Annotated in this window: 16 protein-coding genes; 10 read left to right on the top strand and 6 right to left on the bottom strand. The window is 68.9% G+C overall.

The window, feature by feature from the left end; translation table 11 throughout:
- Positions 1-2: 2 nt before the first annotated feature.
- Together MFF01_RS03075 and MFF01_RS03070 are read right to left on the bottom strand one after the other, a co-directional pair.
- On the bottom strand, positions 3-1,043 hold the full coding sequence (locus MFF01_RS03075) for a sensor histidine kinase (protein WP_238221880.1): 1,041 nt from the start codon (positions 1,041-1,043) through the stop codon (positions 3-5).
- Positions 1,030-2,568 (bottom strand): ATPase domain-containing protein, encoded by a 1,539-nt coding sequence (locus MFF01_RS03070; RefSeq protein WP_238221879.1) that lies wholly within the window; start codon positions 2,566-2,568, stop codon positions 1,030-1,032. Before MFF01_RS03070 ends, MFF01_RS03075 begins: the two co-directional genes overlap by 14 nt.
- A gap of 316 nt (positions 2,569-2,884) precedes the next feature.
- Here MFF01_RS03070 and MFF01_RS03065 point away from each other — a divergent pair, with 316 nt between their 5' ends.
- From MFF01_RS03065 to MFF01_RS03045, 5 genes are all read left to right on the top strand, one after another.
- Positions 2,885-3,985 carry an OpgC family protein gene (locus MFF01_RS03065; protein WP_238221878.1) on the top strand — a complete coding sequence of 367 codons (1,101 nt, stop codon included), beginning with the start codon at positions 2,885-2,887 and terminating at the stop codon, positions 3,983-3,985.
- Positions 3,943-4,890 carry an SGNH/GDSL hydrolase family protein gene (locus tag MFF01_RS03060; RefSeq protein WP_238221877.1) on the top strand — a complete coding sequence of 316 codons (948 nt, stop codon included), beginning with the start codon at positions 3,943-3,945 and terminating at the stop codon, positions 4,888-4,890. Before MFF01_RS03065 ends, MFF01_RS03060 begins: the two co-directional genes overlap by 43 nt.
- Before the next feature lie 101 nt (positions 4,891-4,991).
- Complete coding sequence (locus MFF01_RS03055) at positions 4,992-6,362, top strand: lipopolysaccharide biosynthesis protein (RefSeq protein WP_238221876.1); 1,371 nt, start codon at positions 4,992-4,994, stop codon at positions 6,360-6,362.
- The gene (locus MFF01_RS03050) at positions 6,359-7,540 is read left to right on the top strand and encodes a GNAT family N-acetyltransferase (protein ID WP_238221874.1); all 1,182 of its coding nucleotides are present in this window, start codon (positions 6,359-6,361) and stop codon (positions 7,538-7,540) included. The genes MFF01_RS03055 and MFF01_RS03050 overlap by 4 nt, the downstream gene beginning before the upstream one ends.
- 58 nt (positions 7,541-7,598) lie before the next feature.
- A complete protein-coding gene (locus MFF01_RS03045) occupies positions 7,599-8,021 on the top strand; it encodes an FKBP-type peptidyl-prolyl cis-trans isomerase (RefSeq protein ID WP_238221873.1) in 423 nt (140 codons plus the stop codon).
- 118 nt (positions 8,022-8,139) lie between these two features.
- Here MFF01_RS03045 and MFF01_RS03040 read toward each other — a convergent pair whose 3' ends face one another.
- On the bottom strand, positions 8,140-11,214 hold the full coding sequence (locus tag MFF01_RS03040) for an Rne/Rng family ribonuclease (RefSeq protein ID WP_238221871.1): 3,075 nt from the start codon (positions 11,212-11,214) through the stop codon (positions 8,140-8,142).
- Positions 11,215-11,860: 646 nt separating this feature from the next.
- Between MFF01_RS03040 and MFF01_RS03035 the strand changes: the two genes are divergently transcribed.
- From MFF01_RS03035 to MFF01_RS03025, 3 genes are all read left to right on the top strand, one after another.
- Positions 11,861-12,361: a GrpB family protein gene (locus MFF01_RS03035; RefSeq protein ID WP_238221870.1), complete on the top strand. Its 501-nt coding sequence runs from the start codon at positions 11,861-11,863 to the stop codon at positions 12,359-12,361.
- Positions 12,362-12,486: 125 nt separating this feature from the next.
- Positions 12,487-13,758: an N-acetylmuramoyl-L-alanine amidase gene (locus MFF01_RS03030; protein WP_238221869.1), complete on the top strand. Its 1,272-nt coding sequence runs from the start codon at positions 12,487-12,489 to the stop codon at positions 13,756-13,758.
- Positions 13,759-13,943: 185 nt separating this feature from the next.
- Positions 13,944-16,373 carry a penicillin-binding protein 1A gene (locus MFF01_RS03025; RefSeq protein WP_238221868.1) on the top strand — a complete coding sequence of 810 codons (2,430 nt, stop codon included), beginning with the start codon at positions 13,944-13,946 and terminating at the stop codon, positions 16,371-16,373.
- Between the two features lie 112 nt (positions 16,374-16,485).
- Here MFF01_RS03025 and MFF01_RS03020 read toward each other — a convergent pair whose 3' ends face one another.
- On the bottom strand, positions 16,486-17,448 hold the full coding sequence (locus MFF01_RS03020; protein ID WP_238221867.1) for an alginate O-acetyltransferase AlgX-related protein: 963 nt from the start codon (positions 17,446-17,448) through the stop codon (positions 16,486-16,488).
- Positions 17,449-17,532: 84 nt separating this feature from the next.
- A complete protein-coding gene (locus MFF01_RS03015) occupies positions 17,533-18,054 on the bottom strand; it encodes a copper chaperone PCu(A)C (protein ID WP_373319609.1) in 522 nt (173 codons plus the stop codon).
- A 545-nt stretch (positions 18,055-18,599) separates the two neighbouring features.
- Here MFF01_RS03015 and MFF01_RS03010 point away from each other — a divergent pair.
- The gene (locus MFF01_RS03010; RefSeq protein ID WP_238221866.1) at positions 18,600-19,919 is read left to right on the top strand and encodes a L,D-transpeptidase family protein; all 1,320 of its coding nucleotides are present in this window, start codon (positions 18,600-18,602) and stop codon (positions 19,917-19,919) included.
- 170 nt (positions 19,920-20,089) lie between these two features.
- Here the strand turns inward: MFF01_RS03010 and MFF01_RS03005 are convergent, their stop codons facing one another.
- Positions 20,090-20,527, bottom strand: coding sequence for a hypothetical protein (locus tag MFF01_RS03005; RefSeq protein ID WP_238221865.1), 438 nt, complete (start codon positions 20,525-20,527; stop codon positions 20,090-20,092).
- 483 nt (positions 20,528-21,010) lie between these two features.
- On the opposite strand from MFF01_RS03005, the gene glyA reads away from it, so the two are divergent.
- A complete protein-coding gene (gene glyA / locus MFF01_RS03000) occupies positions 21,011-22,315 on the top strand; it encodes a serine hydroxymethyltransferase (RefSeq protein WP_238221864.1) in 1,305 nt (434 codons plus the stop codon).
- Positions 22,316-22,362 lie beyond the last annotated feature (47 nt).

Here is a 22,362-nt window from a genome sequence, read left to right as displayed (position 1 = left end):
GCTCAGTAGGTCGGCACCAGCCGCTCGCCCGGCATCGGGGCCTCCAGGTGGAAGCGCAGGCCCGCCGGATCGTAGTCGATGGCCACGATGGCGTTGCACTGCTGGGCAAGCACGCGTTGCAGCAGGGTCGAGCCGAAACCCTTGCGCTCGGGAATCGAGACCTTCGGCCCGTCCGCCTCCACCCAGTCGAGGGCGAGGGTGCGACCCGCCTCTGTCTGTGCCACGGACCACGTCACGGTGATTCGGCCGGACGACTGGGACAGGGCGCCGTGTTTGGCGGCGTTGGTCGTCAGTTCGTGGAACGCCATCCCGGCCGGCACCGCGAGATCGGCAGCGAGTTCGACGGACGGCCCGTCGAGGACGATGCGACGGCCCCCGGCGATGTTGTAGGGGCCGAGTTCGTTCTGCAGCAATTCGTGGAGCGGCGCGGTCTGCCAGTAATCCTCCGTCAGGAGGGTGTGGGTCTTGCCGAGCGACACGATGCGGTCGGAGAACGATTGGTAGAACGTCTCGACGTTCTTCGTGCTGCGCGCCGTCGCCCCGAGCAGTCCCTGCACCGTGGCCAAAGTGTTCTTCACCCGGTGGTGGAGCTCCCGTATGAGGAGCGCCTGACGCTCGTGGGTCTTCTGGCGTTCGGCGAGATAGGCCTCGACCTCCCACTGGCGCCGCCGCGCGCGCAGGGCCGAGCGCACGGCGCTGGCGAGCGTCGCCGGGTGGAACGGCCGTTCAAGGACCGTGACGTTGCCGAGGAGGCCCGTCAGACGGTCGTCCGGCGTCGCGCCCCTGAGGGTGAGGAGCACGAAGGGGAAGTCCGACCAGGCCGGTTGGCCCTCGACCCATTCGGCGATGCCCTTGCGATCGGAGCGCTGGAGCGCCTCTTCGGTGATGACCGCGCAGGCCGCCCCGTCGAGGCCGGCGACGAGATCGCCGAGATTGCTCTCGATGCGCGACGCGACGCCCACCTCGTTCAGGATCGCCTCGGCCACTTTCCCATCCCGGCCAACGGGCGCCAGGATCAGAACGACGGTGTCACGATCCGGCATGGGGCGCGCCGGTTTCGGCCTTGGATGCCTCGGTCTTCGGGTCGAGGAGATCGCGGCGGTCGCCCTCGAAGGTCGGCACTCCGGTCAGGACCCCGCGGAATCCCATCAGCGCTTCGCCGACACGCAGGCCCTGCCCATCGATGCGGAACTCGCGGATCGTATCCTCGTGCGGGCCGGTTCGCTTCTTAAGCACCGACAGGGCACGGCGCACCCGCCCCGAGGCCTCGAAGAACCGCAGCATCACCACCGTGTCGCTTACGTAGGTGATGTCGATGGGCGAATCCATTCGCCCGACCATGCCGTGCTGGGCCAGGACGAGGATCGTCACCACGCCCTGCTGGTTCAGGTAGGTCACCAACTCGTGCATCTGAAGCAGGAGGGCCGGTTGGCCCGTCATGGCGCTCATGTAGCCCGTGAGGCTGTCGACCACGACGATCCGGCAGCCGTCCTCCTCGACGGCGTGACGGATGCGGGCACCGAAATCCCCCTGCGAGACGTCGGCCGGATCGATCTGCTCGATCTTGAGGCGCCCCGCCTGAACGTGTGGGGTCAGGTCCATGCCGACACCGGCGGCCCGCCTGAGAAGGATGCCGACGGTCTCGTCGAAGGAGAGGATCAGGGCTGGCTCGCCCCGTTCGAGGCCGGCCATGAGGTAACTTAGGGCGAGGGTAGATTTGCCGACGCCCGAGGGGCCGATCACGAGGGTGGACGTCCCCCGGTCGAGGCCGCCGCCGAGCAACTGGTCGAGGGCGGCGACCGTGCTGGGGACGGTCTCGTCGGGAAAGGCACGGTGCCGTCCGGCGGCCACCAGACGCGGATAGGCCCGCATGCCGCCCCTGCGGATGGAAAAATCGTGGTAGCCGCCCTGGTACTGGGTGCCACGCATCTTGATGACGTGCAGGCGCCGGCGTCCGGCGCCGTATTCGGGCGTCACCTGTTCGAGGCGGATCACCGAGTGGCTGATGGAATGGAGGTTGAGGCTGTCGTCGTATGCGCTGAGGTCGTCCAGCATGAGCACGGTGGCATCGTTGAGGAGAAAGTAGCTCTTCAGGGCCAGCACCTGGCGTCGATAGCGCAGGGACCCCTGCGACAGCAGGCGGATGTCAGACAGGCTGTCGAACACCACGCGAGAAGGGTTCACCCGCTCGATCTCGGCGAGCGCCATCCGCACGGTTTCGCCGAGTTCGAGGTCGGAGGCGTGCACGAGGCTCTGCTGCAGTTCCGCGTCGCGGCTGAGTTCGGGGGGCACGAGTTCGTAGATGTCGATCCCGTCGAGGCTCCAGCCGTGGCGCTCGGCCACCGACAGCAGCTCGCGACGGCTCTCCGACAGGGTGATGTAGAGCGCCCGTTCGCCCATCCGGACGCCGTCCATGAGGAACTGCAGGCCCAGCGTCGTCTTACCACTGCCCGGACGGCCCTCGATGAGATGCGCCCGCTGCGCGGCGTAGCCCCCGTTCAGAATCAGATCGAGGCCGGAAACGCCCGAGGGGATCGGCGCGGCATCGGTTGCGGCGGAAGAGGTCATTCAGGAATTCTGTCCATCGGGAGCATCACGCACCATGGGGTCGAACCGTACAGTCGGTGTCGAAGGAAACGCGCAACGCACACATCGAGCCACTGCCCCCGGGGCCTTTGAACGGGTGGCAGCGGGCGCGGTTCCGCCTCCGATGCCGGTGCCCACAACTTTTGGTGAAGACGCTTCCGCGCGTCGCGTGACGCCGACCACCCTTTGCAGAAAGCCGCCGGCACCGTATCACGGCCGGCCTTGACCGCGCGGGGCGGTCCGTCCGGGTCGGACACACCCGCGAAGCCCTTCGAGTCGACGGAGCCCGGATCCACCGATGCGCGAACCGAACGCGATCGATTTCTGGCGCGGGCTCGCCCTCGTCACGATCTTCATCAACCATATCCCCGGCAACACCTTCGAGCGCTACACCTACTCGCAATACGGCATTTCGGACGCCGCCGAGCTGTTCGTGTTCCTCGCCGGCTGGTCCATCGGCATCGCCACCCGTGGCCGGGACGGCCGGCCCGAGCCGCGCCTGAAGACCGTGCTGCGCCTGCTGTCGCGGACCATCGAGGTCTACCGGGCGCAGATCACCATCATGGCCCTCGCCCTGGCGATCATCGCCGGCACGGCCCTCGTCCTCGACAATCCCCTGCTGCTCGAATGGCACAATGCCGGGGGATTCTTCGCCGACCCGATCCAGAGCATGGTGGGGGTCGTGCTGCTGACCCACCAGCTCGGATTCTTCAACATCCTGCCGCTCTACGTGGTGCTCATCGGCATCGCGCCCGTCTTCGTCCTCGTCGCCCGCGTAAGCCGCTTGGCGGCCCTGGCCCTGTCCTTCGGTCTCTACGCGGCAAGCCTCGTGTTCGAGTGGAATCTGCCGTCCTGGCCGGGGGAGGGGGGCTGGTTCTTCGATCCCCTGTGTTGGCAGCTACTCCTCGTGCTCGGCTTCGTCGGCGAGGATCTGAACCGCCGCTCACCCGGGTTGCGAGCCAAGTCGAAGCGTCTGGTGCCCCTCGGCATCGCCATCGTCGCCACGGGCGTCGTCCTGGCAGTCTTCGAGATCCGGCCGGATCCGCTCCTCGTGCCCGAGCCACGCCTGTTCTTCGCCTTCGACAAGACCTACCTCACGCCGGCGCGGCTGATCCACTTCCTCGGCGTCCTCCTGGCGTTCCAGACGCTCTACGCCGTGCTGGCGCCGCGCCTCGGCCCCGTGACCGGCTATCTCGCGGGTCTCGGCCGCAATTCTCTCGCCGTCTTCTCCATCGGATCGCTCCTGAGTCTCGCCGCCCAACTCGTTCGCTTCCGGACGGGCGGCGGTGTCTTCGTTGACATTTCCGTCGTAGGATCGGGCCTGATCGCACTGGGTTTCACCGCATGGTTCGTCGAATGGCGCTCCCGCAAGCCGCGGCCCTCCTCGCCGCAAGCCTGACGCTCGCCGTGTCGGCGGCGGCGGCCCTGGCCGATCCGCCGGCGGCGGCGTCCAGGGGACCCGTGTCCTCGGGGCTGACCGGCCCGGCGACCGTCGTGTCGCCGCCCAAGACCACGCCGAGCGGGTCCGAGGCCCTCGACGTCAGCCTGTCGCCCGAATGCCGGGTGCCGGGCTCGAAGCTCTACACCCTCGCCCGTCTCGGAGCGGTGAAGCTCGCCCTGAAGGAGAAGCGCCCGGTGCGCGTGCTCACCGTCGGCGGGTCCTCCGCCGGTCTCGGGGCCTCGGCGACCTATCCGGTGAAGCTCGAGACGGCCCTGGAGCGGTCCCTGCCGAATGTCGACGTGGTGGTGGAGAGCCGGGGCATGCAGGGCGAGATCGCCTCCGGCGCCGCCGAACGCTTGCGTAACATGGTCGCCGAACTCGAGCCCGATCTCGTGATCTGGCAGGTGGGCACCCACGATGCCCTCGCCCGCGTGGATGCCGACGTCTTCGCGACGGCTCTCGCCGAGACGGTGCAGTGGATCAAGGGCCACGAGATCGACGTGGTGCTGGTCAATCCCGTCTACACCGCCAGTCTGGCCGACGACGAATATTACACCAGCCTCGTACGCAAGGTTCAGGAGGTGGCCGAGCACGAGGGCGTGCCCCTGGTGCAGCGCTACGAGGCCATGCGCTACCTCTCGGGGCTGAGCCAGAAGGGCGAGGGGCACCTCCTCGGTTCTCAGTTCCGCCTCAACGAGCTGGGCCTGCGCTGCATGGCCGAGCATGTCACCCGCGCCATCACCCTTTCGCTGCTGCAGGCCGATCCCGGCGCACCGCTGGCGCCGGTGATCGTGCCGCCCCGCGACGCGGCCGCCAAGGCGGCTTCTCCACCGCCATCGATTCTCGTGCGGCCGGGTGACTGAACGCCCCCATCCTGGACCGATCCGAACCGCATCGACTTAACCGAGTCGCAAGGCCGTCGCGCTACACCCGAATCCGGCGGGCCGGAACAGCGCGGATGGGGATGGCAACGGATCGCATCGGCGCATCGGCCTTCGGCGCGGCAGTCGGGCGCCTGTGGAACTTGGAGCGCCTGCGGGCCGTGCGCAGCGGCCCCGCCCGCGCGGCCCTCGACGTGTTCGCCATCCGGATCGCCTCGGCGGCCTTTGCCTACGGCGCCCAGGTTCTCATGGCCCGCCTCATGGGCGGGGCCGAGTACGGCATCTTCGCCGCCGTCTGGGTGTGGATCGGCATCCTCGGCCATTCAGCCACCCTCGGCCTGTCGCAGGGGGCCTGCCGCTTCCTTCCAGCGGACGGGGCGCTGGGCCGGGACGACGCCCTGCGTGGCTTCCTGCTCGGCGGCGCCGTGGTCACGGTCGCGAGCGCCGGGCTCATCGCGGGCCTCGGCCTCCTCGTGCTGCGGGCGGAGGGAGCCCTGCTTGCCGGACCCTACGGGGCCCCCCTTCTCCTCGCCGCCGCCATCCTGCCCCTGTTCGCCCTGCAGGATTTCTGCGAAGGCGTCGCCCGTAGCCAGAACTGGGCGGTGCTCGCCATCGCGCCGCCCTATCTCCTGCGCCAGGGCCTGATCATGGCGGCCATGGTGGGGGCGGTCTGGTTCGGGGCCCCCGCCGAGGCCTGGGTCGCCGTGGCCTGCACCCTCCTCGCCACGGCGCTGTCCGCCGCCCTGCAGGCCGTATGGCTGATCACGCGCCTGCGCCTCGCCGGGCCGCGTGCCTACCGGTGGCGGCCATGGCTGCGGGCCTGCCTGCCCATCGCCCTCACGGATCTCGCGAGCGCCGGCTTCAACGTCATCGATGTGGTGATCCTCGGGCTCCTCATGCCACCCGCCACCGTGGGGCTGTATTTCGCCGCAACCCGCATCCAGCAATTCGTCGTTTTCGTGCACTTCGCCGCCTCCGCCGCCACGGCCCAGCGCTTCGCCGCCCTCCATGCCGCCGGGGATCGGACTGGCCTCGCCGCCCTCGTGCGGATGCAGGCGGGTCTTACCCTGGCGGCGACCCTCGCGGTCGGGGCCATGCTTCTGCTGGCCGCCCCCCTGCTCCTCGGGCTGTTCGGGCCGGACTTCCGCGACAGCCTGCCGATCCTTGCCGTTCTGATCGCCGGAAGCGTCGTCGCGAGCGTGTTCGGGCCCGGCGAGGACCTCCTGACCATGCTCGGCGGGGAGGGGATCTGTGCCGCCATCACCGTCGCCATGCTCGGCCTCGCCGCCGGCCTCTGCTGCCTCCTCGTCCCGATCTTTGGGGTCATCGGCGCCGCCTTTGCCATGGCGATCGCCGCCACCGCGCGGGGCCTCGTCATGGCGGTCGCCGCCCATGCGATCCACGGCATTGCCACGCCGGTCGGCCTCGGCCTTTCCCGGAGTACCCCGCGATGACCGATCCGCGCCGCCGGCCCGCCGCGTCCTCAGTCTTCGCCCTCCTGACCCTTGCCGAGCTCGAGCGGGAGGGTGCCGCCTGGGACGATCTCGTCGGCCGGGCCATCGACCCGCATCCGCACTACACCCGCCACACCCTAGCGGCGCACCGCAGCGCCGGCCTCGCCGCCGACGACCTGCGGATCGTCGTCGTGCGCTCGCGCGGGCGCCTCGACGCGGTTCTGCCGTTCCGCCTCACCTACGACCTCTGCGGCCTCGGCCGCCCCGTCGCGCGTCCCTTCGAATCGCCCTTCGTCACCGCGACCCTGCCCCTCGTGGCTGATGGCCCCGACCTGTCCGACACCCTCGCGGCCCTGGCGGCGGGCCTGCGCGCGGCCTCGGACGGACGGCCCTGGCGCTGGCCGCTCCTCGCGACCGGCAGCCGCCTTGGCCGCGCCCTGTGCGCGGCCCTTGCGAGCGAGGACTGGGCTCTGGGGGAGGTCGCCGCCTTCGAGCGCCCGATGCTCGATCGGCGCGCCAGCCACGAGGCCTTCCTCGCCGACCATCCCAACCGCGGTCGCCTGAAGGATCTGCGCCGGCGCCAGCGCCGCCTGTCGGAGGGGGGCCGCGTTACGCTGGAGACCGCCACGGCGGGCGAGCCCCTGCATGCGGCCGTCGAGGCCTTCCTGGCCCTGGAAAAGACCGGCTGGAAGGGGACGGCCGGCAGCGCCATGGCCTGCCGCGCACAGCATGCCGCCTTCGCCCAGGCCCTGTTCGCGGAAGGGGGCGGCCCGGTGAGCGCGCGGGCCGACATACTGGCGCGGGACGGGCATTCCCTCGCCATCAGCCTCGCCCTGGTCGCCGGGGGCACCGCCTGCCTCCTCAAGACCACCTACGACGAGGACGAGCGGGCCGGGGCACCGGGCCTCGTCCTCGAAGCCGAGATTGTGCGCGCCCTGCACGAGACCGCCTTCGCCCAGCGCCTCGATTCGGCGACGCTCGCCGGCTCGGCCCTGGAGAGCCTCTACCCCGAGCGTGAAAGTATCGCGGAGATCGTCGCCGTTCCGGAGGGCGCGGGGGGCCTCGTTTCCCTCGACCGGCGCGTGCGCCTCGCCCGCTTCGAGCATGCCGCCCGGGCCGAGGCCAAGCGACGTCTGGCGGACAGCGGCGTGGTCAAGAGGTTGATGGGCCGACGCTGACGCCCCACATCGGTGCCTGCGACTGGCCCATAACGGTTCGCCAGACAGGAAGCGCCGTATGTTTCGCCCGACCCTCGCCCTTACCGGAGCCTTGTTCCTCGCCATGACCACAGCGTCTTCCGCCGCCGAGACCGTGACCCTGCCCTCCGGGCTCCAGTACCGCGACGAGGTCGTGGGCACCGGCCCCGAGCCGAAGGCCGGCCAGAAGGTCAGCGTGCACTATACCGGCTGGCTCGACGACAACGGCAAGCCCGGCAAGAAATTCGATTCCTCGAAGGATCGTGGCACCCCATTCAGCTTCACCCTCGGCGCCGGACAGGTGATCGCCGGTTGGGATGCGGGCGTCGCCACCATGAAGACCGGCGGCAAGCGGACTCTCATCATCCCGCCCGACATGGGTTACGGCCCCCGCGGCGCCGGCGGCGTGATTCCGCCCAACGCCACCCTGATCTTCGACGTGGAACTCCTCGGCGCCAAATAACAGGACCGGGCGGACCCGACGTCCGCCCATCGCTCGAAAATGCAGAAAGGCCGGATCGGGGTGTCCCGATCCGGCCTTTCTCTGTCTTACGGTTCTCCGGTCTCAGCCGAGACTGGCGTCACTCCCCCGAGAGGGCGGCCTTGGTCCGCGACCACCAGCCGGCGCGCTTGGGCCGGTTGGGATCGAGGGGCGTCAGCACCACGGCGACGGGCTCGGGCGCCGGAGTCGGAACGGACGGTGTTTCCGCCGCCGCCTCGGCTTCAGGCGGAGCGGGCGCCTCGGCCACGGGGGCTTCGGAAGCCGCGGGCTCCGCCGAGGCCGGCTCCGGTGCGACCGGTGCCTCGGCCGAGGCCACCGGCAGGTCCACCGCAACCGCATCGCCGCTCGCCTGGGTGGCGGCGTCCACAGCCTCGGCGCTCACCGGCTCCTCGCCACCGGCGAAGGCCGTCGGAGCATCCGCGATGGTCGCAGGCTCGGCGCCATCCGCGTCGGACTCGACCGTCTCGCTCGCGGTCTCGCGCGAACGGCTGTCGCGGTCGCGGCCACGACCGCCGCGTCGGCCCCGGCGACGGCGGCGGCCGGTACCGTCGTCCTCGCCGGTCGTCACGATCTCGGGCCGGGACTCGCCGTCGGAAGCGGTCTCGTCGCCCTCACCCCGCTCCGTCGAGCCGTCCGACTCGTCCTCGTCGGATTCGGCGCGACCCTCGTCGTCGCCGCCGGCCTGGGCGCCGTTCTCCTGAGCGCCGTTCTCCTGGCGCCCGCCACGCCGACGCCGACGCCGACGCCGTCCACGACCTTCCCCGCCTTCGCTCGTGCCCTCGCGGGCCTCCTCGCCGTCGGCGCTCTGAGTTTCCGTCTCGGTCTCGGCCTCGGCTTCGACGGCCTCGTCCTCGAACTCCTCGTCGTCTTCGGTTTCCATCGCCGGATTGATGGCGATGGCGCGGACGCCCGTGATGGCGCCCTCGGCCCGCACGGCCGGCTCGCCGCGGTCGAGCTGGAACGCCGCCGTGGTGGCGAGGCGCTCGTCGGCCACGATGGTGATGGTGACGCCGAAGCGCACCTCCAGCTCATGCAGGTGGCCGCGCTTCTGGTTCAAGATGTAGAGGGCCGCCTCCGTGCGCGTGCGCAGGATGAGGTTGTGCGACGCGCTCTTGAGCAGCGATTCCTCGATGGCGCGCAGGATCTGCAGGGCCACCGACGAGGTCGCGCGCACGAAGCCCGAGCCACCGCAATGGGCGCAGGGGAGCGACGAGCTCTCGAGCATGCCCGTGCGGATGCGCTGGCGGCTCATCTCGAGGAGGCCGAAGGGCGAGATGCGGCCGACCTGGATGCGGGCGCGGTCGTTCTTCAGGCACTCGTTGAGCTTCTTCTCGACGGCGCGGTTGTTGCGCTTCTCCTCCATGTCGATGAAGTCGATGACCACGAGGCCCGCGAGATCGCGCAGGCGCAGCTGGCGGGCGACCTCCTCGGCCGCCTCCAGATTGGTGCGCAGGGCCGTGTCCTCGATGTCGTGCTCACGGGTCGAGCGACCGGAGTTCACGTCGACGGAAACGAGGGCTTCCGTCGGGTTGATGACGAGGTAGCCGCCGGACTTCAGGGTGACGTGGGTGGAGAACATGGCGTCGAGCTGCTGCTCGACCCCGTGGCGCGCGAAGATCGGCGTCGGGTCGCGGTAGGGCTGCACCACCTTCGATTGGCCGGGCATGAGCATGCGCATGAAGTCGCGCGCCTCGCGGTACGCCGCGTCGCCCGCCACCAGGATGTCGTCGATGTCCTTGTTGTAGAGGTCGCGGATGGCGCGCTTGATGAGCGACCCTTCCTCATACACGAGGGCCGGCGCGGACGAGGACAGCGTCAGCTCGCGCACGCTCTCCCACAGGCGCATGAGGTACTCGAAGTCGCGCTTGATCTCCGGCTTGGTGCGCGAGGCACCCGCCGTGCGCAGGATGACGCCCATGCCCTCGGGCACCTCCAGATCCTGCGCGACCTCCTTGAGGCGCTTGCGATCGGCGGCCGACGTGATCTTGCGCGAGATGCCGCCGCCTCGGCCGGTGTTCGGCATCAGCACGGAATAGCGGCCGGCGAGCGACAGGTAGGTGGTGAGCGCCGCGCCCTTCGTGCCGCGCTCTTCCTTGACGACCTGCACGAGGATGATCTGGCGGCGCTTGATCACCTCCTGGATCTTGTAGTGCCGGCGATAGGTGCGCGGCCGCTCGGGGATCTCGGCGAGCGCGTCGCCGTTGCCGCCGATCTGGGCGATCTTCGGCTCGCGCTCGCCGTCCTCGCCCTCGTGATCCTCGTCGTCGTCCTCATCCTCGTCCGAGTCGTCATCCTCGTCGTCGTCTTCGGACTCGTCGTCGTCCTCGTCGTCCTCATCCGACTCGTCCGCGTCGGATTCGTCCTCGGCGCTCTCGGCCAGACCCGCCGCGACGGGCTCGGCCGACGCGGCCATGGGGGCGGCCTCGATGGCGATCTCCGCCTCCGGGCTCGGCGCTTCCGACACGGCGTCCGAGGGATGCCCGCCTTCGGTAGCCTCGGAAGAAGTCGACTCGGTCTCGGCCACGGCCGGCGCCGCGGCCTCGCCTGAGGCGAGCAGATCGGCGGGCAGGTCGGCCGAGGCGTCGCTGCCCGGCTCGATGGGCGCGGCGTCGGACACGTCGGCCGAAAGCGCTCCGGCTTCCTGCGGCTCGGCCGCCTGCGACTTGGCATTCGGCAATTCGACGAACTCGGCGTCCACAACCGAAGTCTCGCCCGCGATCTCGACGGCCTCACCCCCGGTCTCGGCGGTGGAATCCTCCGCGCTCACGGTCTCGGCGGTCTTGGCGGACGCGGCCTCGGCGCGGCGGCCGCGCGAACGGCGGCGCGGCTTGCGCTCCTCGCGCTCGCGGTGCTCCTCAGCGTCGCGCGCCTCGTCCTCCAGCAGAGCCTGTCGGTCGGCCAGCGGGATCTGGTAATAGTCGGGATGGATCTCGCTGAAGGCGAGGAAGCCGTGGCGGTTGCCGCCGTACTCGATGAAGGCCGCCTGGAGCGAGGGCTCCACCCGCGTCACCTTAGCAAGGTAGATGTTGCCGCGAAGCTGGCGCCGGTTGGCGGCTTCGAAGTCGAACTCCTCGACCCTAGACCCGTGGACCGTGACGACCCGGGTCTCCTCCGGGTGCATCGCATCGATGAGCATCTTGTTGTTGTTGGCCATGACGAACTTTCGACAGGGCGGCCGACGTCCTCCTCGAACCGAGCGGCTCCGGTGGCGTGCCGCCCCGTCCCGGTCCATCGGGCCGGACGGTCGACGCGCGCGACGACCCGAACCGGGTCGCCAGAGCTGTGGGGAAGGGATTGCCGTCAACCGCCGTTGGGCGCCGGTGATCGGCGCGCGTGGGGTTGATCCTGGCCAGGGCCGACGGGACTGCGGCGCCACGCGAAACGCGCATGCGTCGAACACGAGCAACGGCAACCGATGCTGTGTGTCCTCCCATCTCTCTCCCTGACCTCGCGAAGACTCTTGAGCCGGATACCGCCGGCCTCGGATTTCGTAGAGTGGCCGCGCGCCGTGAGGCCGCAGCTTTGACCGTCTCCTGCCCGGCTCACGAGGGCCGGCGAGCATGGCGCGGGAACCGACGGCGAAGACGCCCGAGTTGTGATCTCGAAACGCCCGCGGGCCGCGGAGCATACCGCACGGCACCGGGAAGGGTACAGCTTCATTACAGATCGTCGCAGGGATTTGGCAAGGTATAAACGCGGGCGGCCCCCAGCGAAGTCCCACGCGGACCCTTCGGTGATGGCGTTCCGCCGCCCCTGCGCGGGCGTCCCACGCCTGCACGGGTCACCGAGGAGGGTGCGCGATGACGAATGAAGCGATGCTCCACCTCGTCGCCGATCCTGATCGCGCGCGTCTTGCCGCCGACACGCTGTTCGCCGCACTCGAACACGATCTCGGTCCGCAACTCCCAGCATCCGCCGAGATGCTGCACGTCGGTGCCACGGCGATACCCGGTTGTTTGACCAAGGGTGATCTCGATGTCGCCATTCGGGTCGATGCCGATGACTTCCCCGCGGCCGCCGCGATTCTGGCGGCGCGGTTTGCGCCCAACGCGGGGTCGATCCGCACGGCCGATTTCGCCGCCTTCGAAGGACGCGTCATGGCGCCCGCCCTCGGGCTTCAGCTGACCGTTCGGGATGGGCAGTTCGATGTCTTTCACCGCTTCGCCGTCGCGTTGCGCGCCGATCCATCCCTGGTCGCGCGCTACAATGCCCTGAAGATCCGATGCGATGGCGCGCCGATGAGCGCGTACAGACAGATTAAGGACGCGTTCATCCGCGAGATTCTGAGCAGCCGTCCCTGACGACCGTCACGGGTGTCGCGTCCCGGCCACAACCGGCCGTCAAATCCCCGATGCGGCACAAGGAACGATTAACCACACCGGCCGTATCGCTTAACCGGAGGCCACAGGAACCGGAACGCCGGACCATGCTCGCATCCCATCGCCTGCTCCGGTCGATCGCCCTCGCCGCGAGCCTCGTCCTCGCGTCGGGTCCCGCCGTGCGGGCGCAGGACGGCGACCGGGCGGCCCGTGCCCCCGCCGCCGTGGCCATCGCGGCGGAGCTGTCGAGCGGCGGAGCCGGGATCACGAAGCTCACCCTCACCCTGTCGAAGGCCATCGACGCGCGTGCCTTCGTCATGGAGCGGCCCGACCGCGCCGTCATCGATCTGGCGGAAGTCAACTTCCAGCTCGGCGCCGAGACCGGGCGCAAGCGCGAAGGCGTGGTGTCCTCGTTCCGCTATGGCCTGTTCGCCCCCGGACGTTCGCGCATCGTCGTCGATCTGGCGCAGCCCGCCACCGTCGGCACCATCGAGACGACGACCCGGCCCCGCGACGGCGCCGTGCTCCTCACCGTCGAGTTCAAGCGCAGCGACCGCGAGGGCTTCCGGCGCGCCGCCGTCGCGAGCGATCCCGCGCCCCAGCTCCGCAAGGCGGTGGCGCCGAGCGAGGCCACGGATGCGCGCCCCCTCATCATGGTCGATGCCGGCCATGGCGGCACCGACCCCGGTGCCATCGCGGCCACGGGCGTGTTCGAGAAGGACATCGTGTTCGGCTTCGCGCAGGCTCTCGTCACCCGCCTCGAAGCGGGGGGGCGCTACCGGGTGCGGATGACCCGCGACCGCGACGTGTTCGTGCCCCTGGCCGAACGGGTCCGTATCGCGCGGGAGGCCAAGGCCGACCTGTTCGTCTCGATCCATGCCGATTCGATCCAGTCCGCCCCGCAGGTGCGCGGCGCCACCATCTATACGGGATCGGAGAAGGCCACCGACGCCGAATCGGCGCGCTTGGCCGAGCGCGAGAACCGGGCGGACGCCGCCGCCGGAACGGAATCGAACGAGGGGCCGGGCCATGTCGCCGACATCCTCCAGGAACTCACCCTGCGCGAGACCCGCACCTTCTCGTCGGGCTTCGCCAAGGGCCTGATGGCCCAACTCGGCCCGGTGATGGAGATGAGCCCCAAGCCCCACCGCGAGGCCGGCTTCATGGTGCTGCGCTCGCCCGACGTGCCGTCCGTGCTCGTGGAGCTCGGCTATCTGTCGAGCAAGCACGACCTCGACCTCCTGCAGTCCGAGTCTTGGCGCGCCGAGGTGACGGGGAGCATGGCCAAGGCCATCGACGCCTTCTTCGGCAACCGCACCTCGCTCACCCGGCCGAATCCGCCCCGGCGCTCCGCGGCAATCGCCCCAGTTTCACCATAGAATGGGAGTGAAACCGGGCCTCGCGACGCCCCGGTTCGACGGAGGTCGCGAGTTCGATGGGAACGGCCGCGCGGGTAGCCTCGAGCGAACGCCGCCCTTCTCCATGCCTGCCGCTCCGAACGGGCGGCGCGCGGTCCCGGTCCTGTGCCGGACCGGCGGCAGATCCAGCGACGAACGGGACCCGGATGCGCATCGTCCTTCGTTTCTTCGGCTTCCTGTTCAGCATCGGCGCGATGCTGTTCTTGGTCGCTTCGGCCGGCGCGGCGTTCTTCTACTGGAAGTATAGCCAGGATCTGCCGGACCACGCGGCGCTCGCCAATTACGAGCCGCCGGTGATGAGCCGCGTGCACGCTGCCGACGGTTCACTGCTCGCCGAATACGCGAGCGAGCGTCGGCTCTACCTGCCGATCCAGGCCATGCCGAAGATCGTGGTCGCGGCCTTCCTCTCGGCGGAGGACAAAAACTTCTACAAGCATGGCGGCGTCGATCCCGAAGGGCTCGTGCGCGCGGCGCTGACAAACTTCAAGAGCGGCAAGAAGCAGGGTGCCTCGACGATCACCCAGCAGGTGGCCAAGAACTTCCTTCTGAGCCCGGAGCAGACCTTCGAGCGCAAGGCCAAGGAGGCGCTCATCGCCTTCCGGATCGAGGCGGCCTATTCCAAGGACAAGATCCTCGAACTCTACCTCAACGAGATCTTCCTCGGCACCATCGTGCCCGGCCGCAACCTCCACGGCGTCGCGGCCGCCGCCCTCGATTATTTCGGCAAGTCCGTCCACGAGCTGACCATCAACGAGGCGGCCTATCTCGCCGCCCTGCCGAAGGGGCCGAACAACTACCACCCCTACCGCCAGACTCAGAAGGCCCTCGACCGCCGCAACGAGATCATCGGCCTGATGGCCCAGAACGGGTACATCACGAAGGAGGAGGGCGAGGCGGCCCGCAAGATGCCGCTGGGCGTCAATCCGCGCGTCGCCTTCGCCAACGCCGCCAACGCCAACTACTTCACCGAAGAGGTCCGACGCGAGATCACCGAACGCTACGGCGAGAAGAAGCTCTACGAGGGCGGTCTCTCCGTGCGCGCCACCCTCGACCCGAAGATGCAGGCCTGGGCCCGCAAGGCCTTGGTCGATGGCTTGATCCGCTACGACCAGTCCCACGGCTGGCGCGGGGCCCAGGCCAAGGTCGACCTCGTCGGCCGCGATTGGGGTCTGGCCGTCGCCGAGGTTCCCGGCCTCGGCGACGTGCAGCCCTGGCGCCTCGCCGTGGTCCTGAACACCAACGGCGGCGTCGCGCAGATCGGCCTTCAGCCCCGGCGCGAGGCGTCCGGCCAGGTCTCCAAGGATCGCGAGACCGGCACCATCCCGGCCGAGGGCACGCGTTGGACCGGCCGCTCGCCGGCCGCGGCCCTGAACCCCGGCGACGTGGTCTACGTCGAGGCCATGGACGGCGGGCGCGGGGCCTATCGCCTGCGCCAGCGTCCGGAGATCTCCGGCGCCATCGTGGCGATGGACCCCTATACGGGCCGCGTCCACGCCATGGTGGGCGGCTTCTCCTACGACGAGAGCCAGTTCAACCGCGCCACGCAGGCGATGCGTCAGCCCGGCTCCTCGTTCAAGCCCATCGTCTACTCGGCGGCGCTGGACAACGGCTACACCCCGTCCTCCATCGTGCAGGATTCGCCCATCACCATCGAGGCAGGTCCGGGCCAGGAGGCTTGGACGCCCTCGAACTACGACGGCAAGTCGGGCGGCCCGCACACTCTGCGCTACGGCATCGAGCACTCGAAGAACCTCATGACGGTTCGGCTCGCCAAGGATGTCGGCATGCCGCTCATCGCCGAGTATGCCCGCCGCTTCGGCGTCTACGACGACATGCTGCCCGTGCTGCCCATGTCGCTCGGCGCGGGCGAGACGACGGTGATGCGCATGGTCACCGCCTACTCGATGCTTGCCAATGGCGGCCGGCGCATCCGGCCGACCCTCATCGACCGCATCCAGGACCGCGTCGGCGAGACCATCTACAAGCACGATGCCCGCAAGTGCCTCGGCTGCGATGCGGAGAAGTGGTCGGGCCAGGACGAGCCGAAGCTCGTGGACGATTCCGAGCAGGTTCTCGATCCGCTCACCGCCTACCAGATGGTCTCGATCATGGAGGGCGTGGTCCAGCGCGGCACCGCCACGATCCTGAAGCAGGTGGGCAAGCCGCTCGCCGGCAAGACCGGCACCACCAACGACGCCAAGGATGCGTGGTTCGTTGGCTTCTCACCCGATCTCGCGGTCGGCGTCTATCTCGGCTTCGACAAGCCGCGCTCCCTCGGTGACCGCGCCACGGGCGGCGGCCTCTCGGCTCCCATCGCCCTCGACTTCCTGAAGCAGGCCCTGAAGGACAAGCCGCCGACGCCGTTCCGCGTGCCGCCCGGCATCAAGCTCATCCGCGTCTCGGCCTCCTCGGGCATGCGGGCGGGCTCGGGCGAGGGCGCCGGCACGATCCTCGAGGCGTTCAAGCCCGGGACAGCGCCGCCCGACGCCTACGTGGCGCCCGCCAATCCGGCTCCCCCGGCGGGCGGCCCGCCCCCCGATGCCGACCGCGCCGCCCAGGCTGGTGGCCTGTACTGAGAGAAACGGGTTCGAAGGGCTCAGTCCTTTGCGGGTCCAGGGCAGAGGCCGGGAGAACGTCGGGCTCCGCCAGACACCCGCCGAAGGGCTTGCCCTTCGGAATCCCGTGAGTTCAGAAGCCTTTGCGCGCGAGTGCGAGGGCCGCGAGCTTGTCGATGTCGAAGCCGGCCTGCGGCACCTCGATCATGAAGCGCTCGGCGATCTCTGAGACGACGAAGTCCGGCCGGATCCGTTCGATCAGCTTCCAGTCGATGCTCGTGGACCACAGCATGTGCACCTCCCGGAAGGTGTCGGCGAACAGCGGCGTCAGGGTGCCGGTGGCGCCGTTCGGCGTGTGGTGGGCGTAGGAATCGCCGAATAGGACGAGACGGCGCGGATCGATGCCGGGCGCATCGTTGCGGAACACCGCATAGGCCCCGATATGCGCATCGCGCCCCCGGCCGTCGGCCTCGAACGCCGTGATCAGCGCATTGGCGTGGACACGCTGCGCCGCGCCCGCGAACAGGCAGGGTTCGGCGATCTCGCATCGCTCCGGATCGAACTTCGCGCCGAGGTCCCCGGCATAGACCTGTGGGGTTCCGAGCCTGCGCGCAGCGATGTCGTAACGCGGCCGCACGCCAAGATGCCGGCAGATCTCCGCGTAGGCGAGCCAGCCGCCCGCGAACGTCCAGTGGGTGTCCGTACGCCGGTAGAGCGCCGTGTCTCGTGCCCGCGCCCGGAACGGCCGCACCAAGTCGACGAGGCATGACCGCGCTGGCGAGAACCTGAGCCACCGCTCCAGGCGCAGGGCCGGCGACCGGGCGGGATCGAGGGCGAGGCCGTCGAACGCGTGGTCGTGGATCGCGAGCTTTTCCGGCGCCACCGCGTGGGCGTAGCCGATGCCGAGGGCGCCGAGACGACGGGTCCGTGCTTCGAGGAGGCGGCGCCAGCGCCAGAGCTTGGCCAGGGGAAATCCGGGCGTGCCGTATTGCGCCGCGACGTCGTTGCTGCCCCCCGTGAGAAACAGCCAGTTGTCCCGCCCGACATGGATATCGGGGCGGACGGAGGGGTCTGTCTCTGGGGCGGGGGGCATCATGCCGGCTGTGTAGCTTGGCCGAGGGAGCGGCGCATCCTTCCCGGCCACGACGTTTCCGAGGCGCGCCCGTCGCCCCGGGCGGCTTCAGTGATGCGCGTGGGGGGCAGGAGCGGCGGAGGCGGCGGCGTTCGGGCTCGTCGCGCCGATGGGCGCCACGGCGAAGGTCACCGGAACCGTCCCGGCCCGCTCGAAGGTCAGGGTTCCGGAGACGGGCTCGCCAACCTTCGGCGCGGACGTGAGATCCTCGAACATGAGGTGGAAGCCGCCGGGCTTCAGCTCCACGGTCTGACCCGGCGCGATGGCGAGCCCCTCCGGCACCGCCGCCATCTTCATGACGCCGCCCGCCATGGTCATGGAGTGGATCGCCCCCCGACCCGCGATGGCGATGCCCGCGCCCGTGAGCCGGTCGGCCTGCGACCCGGTGTTGGTGACGCGGACATAGCCGCCCGCGACCTTCGCCCCGCCCGGCGTCGCCCGCATCCAGGGCGTGTCGATGCGCAGGTCCCCGGCCGTCGTGATCTCGCCGGCCCGGGCAGACGCGGCAAGGCCGAGGGCGGCGACCATTGAAAGGGCAAGGCGAAGGGCGGTGCGGGTGCGCTGAATCATCGGACGATCCGGGAGTGCGATGGAAATGGCATCGGGCGGGAGACCCGCCGACATCGGCGAACCATGCGCGCAAATCTTCCGTGCGCAAGGGCACGTCCTGGAAACGCCACCGGACGCCGCACCGACCGTGCGCGTCCATGCCAAGTTTACGACGCGCGATCGCCGGTGGGCACGCCCACTGCCCGAACGGCGCCACCAAACGAAGCGTACCGGTTTGGAACAAGACGAGAAAATCGCAGTCTGTCAGATAGTTAGGCCGCCGCACCGTGCACCTGTCACGTCACGCATCGGCCCACCGCGCAACGAACGGTCTCGGTCGGCGGGGTATCCGTCAGTCCAACAACCGCATTGGACCATGCTGTGGCCCGGGCGGCACGCTCGCCGGGAAGTCATCGCGGCGCCCGCCGGCGCCATATTGTGGCCCGGACGCCATGAGTTCTTAACTTCACCCCGACACGTTCGCGGCAAGGGGCGTTCCGGAGCTGACGCATCGCGTCGGCGTCCGGGCACCACGCCGCACCCAACGTCAGACCAGAGTTCGCCCGATGCTCAAGCAGGCACTTTCCGCCCGGTCCCTTGCCCGGTCCGTTGCCACCCGGTCCCTCGTCCTCGCCGCCTCCGTCGCCCTCGTGGGCGGCGCCGCCTCGGCCCGCGAGGCCGCCGGCTTCGCCCAGGCCGAATGGGCGCAGGACTACGCCGCGCCGACCACCATGCAGGTGCAGCGCTCCTCGACGCCGATCCTCTCGCCCCAGACCATCGCGGCCACGGAGCAGACCATCGAGCGTTACCGCGACATCGTGAACCGGGGTGGCTGGAAGCCGATCGCGGGCGCCGACCGCCTGCGCATCGGCGCCAAGGGGCCTGCCGTGAGTGCCCTGCGCCAGCGCCTCATCGTCTCGGGCGACCTCGATTCGGCCTCGGGCGGCTCGGGCGTCTACGATTCCTACGTCTCGGCCGGCGTGAAGCGCTTCCAGTCGCGGCACGGCCTCAGCCAGACCGGCGCCATGAGCCCCGCCACCCAGGCGGCCATGAACGTGCCGGCGGATGTGCGCCTGCATCAGCTCGAGATCAACCTCGTGCGTCTGCGCTCCTACGCGGGCAATCTCGGCAACCGCTTCGTCATCACCAACATCCCCGCCGCCCTGGTGCAGACGGTGGAGAACGGCCAGGTCGTGACCCTGCATGCGGCCGGTGTCGGCAAGATCGACCGCCAGTCGCCGATCATGAATACGAAGGCGACGCAGATCAACTTCAACCCCTTCTGGACGGTCCCGGCTTCCATCGTGAAGAAGGACCTCATCCCCAAGATGCAGAAGGATCCGAACTACCTCACCGACAACAAGATCCGCATCTTCACGGGTGAGACCGAGATCTCGCCGGCCTCGGTGAACTGGAATTCGGACGAGGGCACGCGCTACCGCTACCGCCAGGATTCGGGCGCCGACTTCAACTCCATGGGCATCGTGCGCATCAACATCCCGAATCCGTACGGGGTCTTCATGCACGACACGAACACCAAGGGCGTGTTCGGCGACGACTTCCGCTTCATCTCGTCGGGCTGCGTGCGCGTGCAGAACGTGCGCGAATACATCACCTGGCTGCTCAAGGACACGCCCGGCTGGGGCCGCGAGCAGGTCGAGCAGGCCATCGAGAGCGGCAAGCGCGTCGACGCCACCCTGAGCACGCCCGTGCCGGTCTACTGGACCTACATCACCGCCTGGGCGACCCCGGACGGCGCGGTGCAGTTCCGCGACGATATCTACAAGCGCGACGGCGTGAACGTACCCTCCACCCTCTCGGCCCCGACCCCCGTGGCCAGCGCCGAGCAGGTCCCGAGCTTCGAGCCGGGCGACGAGGAGAACTGAGGCACGGGAGCAGGAGCGGCGTCACGAGTCTCCAATCTCGTCCGGGGCGGGTGCGATCAAGCCCCGCCCCGGAAGACCGAGTCTGTCCGACTGTCCGTCTCGGCCGATGAACAGTATCTGGCTCGTCTAGGACTGGGACGAGCGCGACAATCACTCCGCAGGAAACGGTCTCAATGGCGTAGGGAAGCCTCGATCTTCGGCAACAGCAATTCGTTCTCGCGGGCCATGCGAAGCGCTTCCTGATCGCGAAGGATCAAGCTGTCCTGAGGATCGAAGACGATGCCATTGTGCATCTGGGCGAGCGTCACGGCCGCGATATAGGCGGCGACGCAGTCAGTTAGACCGGACCAATAGAAGACATTAGCCGTATCCCACCTTCGACCAAAATCGAGATCGTCATACGTTTCGATGAGCTTGTCGAAGTCGCACGGTCGGAACTCGAACGCGACATCGCGGGACTTCCATTTGGCCGTGACCAGACCCCCTTCTCCGATGACGATTTGATCGCGGGAAAATTTCAAGTCAAACCCATGTTCGTCGATGATTTTTTGCCATTCGATGAGATTCGGAGGCAGGCCGTCAGAGAGGACGTAGAGATCCATGCTCATGGCTTCGGTCCTCTAATCGGAAATGAACTCATCAGCGCGTCGATCTCGCTCTTCGCATCGAGGCCCTTCGAGATGGGCCGCGCGGTGATCGGAACGTCGTCCCCGACGCCAAGATGCTGGTGGATCTGGGCTGCTCGTTCCTGGGTCAGCTTTGCGCCGCCGAGGACCGCCGCGACAACATGCGTCGCTCCGACTCGGGGTCGATCATTGTTCCCGCGTTAGCGCGAAAAATGCAACCCTCGCGTGTTCTGCGGCGGGCGCATCGAACGCCTTCGGCTTGGCCGAGGTGGCATCACGGCTTGGTTCAAAATTTTTCGGCCGCCGCCTCGCCGGGCCGCGGAAACTTTTTTTGTAGGACACGCCAAATTCGTGTGCCTTGGCCTTGTCCCGCCGCCCGTGTAATAAAATGCCCATCGAGCGTCCGCCCGCCGCTACGCCAGCGGATAACGGACGCCTTCGCCCGTTCAACAATCGAGGCAATCCATGAGCGCCGGTACCGCTGCCGACAAGCACTTCTCGAATTCCTTCTTCAGCGCGTCGCTCGCCGACGTCGATCCGGAAGTGGCCGCCGCCGTGGGGCAGGAACTCGGGCGCCAGCAGCACGAGATCGAGCTGATCGCGTCGGAGAACATCGTCTCCAAGGCCGTGCTCGAGGCTCAGGGCTCCGTTCTCACAAACAAGTATGCCGAGGGCTATCCGGGCCGGCGCTACTATGGCGGCTGTCAGTTCGTCGACATCGCCGAGAACCTCGCCATCGAGCGCGCCAAGCGCCTGTTCGATTGCGGCTTCGCCAACGTGCAGCCGAATTCCGGCTCCCAGGCGAACCAGGGCGTGTTCATGGCCCTCATGCAGCCGGGCGACACCTTCCTCGGCCTCGATCTCGCCGCCGGCGGCCACCTCACCCACGGCGCCCCCCCGAACGTCTCGGGCAAGTGGTTCAAGCCCGTCTCCTACACCGTGCGCCGCGACGACCAGCGCATCGACATGGAGCAGGTCGAGCGCCTCGCCCACGAGCACAAGCCCAAGGTGATCATCGCGGGCGGCTCGGGCTATCCGCGTCACTGGGATTTTGCCAAGTTCCGTGAGATCGCCGATGCCGTCGGCGCCTACTTCTTCGTCGACATGGCCCACTTCGCCGGCCTCGTCGCCGCGGGCGTCCACCCGTCGCCGTTCCCGCACGCGCACGTCGCCACCACGACGACGCACAAGACCCTGCGCGGCCCGCGCGGCGGCATGATCCTCACGAACGACGAGGCGCTTGCCAAGAAGTTCAACTCGGCGATCTTCCCCGGCCTGCAGGGCGGCCCGCTCATGCACGTCATCGCCGGTAAGGCGGTGGCCTTCGGCGAAGCCCTGAAGCCCGAGTTCAAGATCTATGCCCGTCAGGTCATCGAGAACGCCAAGGCGCTGGCCGACACCCTGATGTCGGGCGGCTACGACATCACCTCGGGCGGCACCGACAACCACCTGATGCTCGTCGACCTTCAGAAGAAGGGCCTCACCGGCAAGGCGGCGGAAGCCGCCCTCAGCCGCGCCGACATCACCTGCAACAAGAACGGCGTGCCCTTCGATCCGGCCAAGCCGACGATCACCTCCGGTATCCGCCTCGGCACCCCGGCCGGCACCTCGCGCGGCTTCGGCGTCGCGGAGTTCAAGCAGATCGGCGGCTTCATCGTCGAGGTGCTCGACGGCCTCGCGGCCAAGGGCGAGGCGGGCGATGCCGCCGTCGAGGCGGCCGTGAAGGAGAAGGTCCACGCCCTGACCGACCGGTTCCCGATCTACGCATGAGGGTGAGGCAGTGTTCGCGCTTAACGCGTGCACTGCAACACGCTAAA

It is taken from the genome of Methylobacterium adhaesivum (assembly GCF_022179065.1).
Taxonomy (GTDB): domain Bacteria; phylum Pseudomonadota; class Alphaproteobacteria; order Rhizobiales; family Beijerinckiaceae; genus Methylobacterium; species Methylobacterium adhaesivum.
Note: the sequence above shows the minus strand (reverse complement) of the source record. Positions and strands in the feature narration are given on the sequence as shown.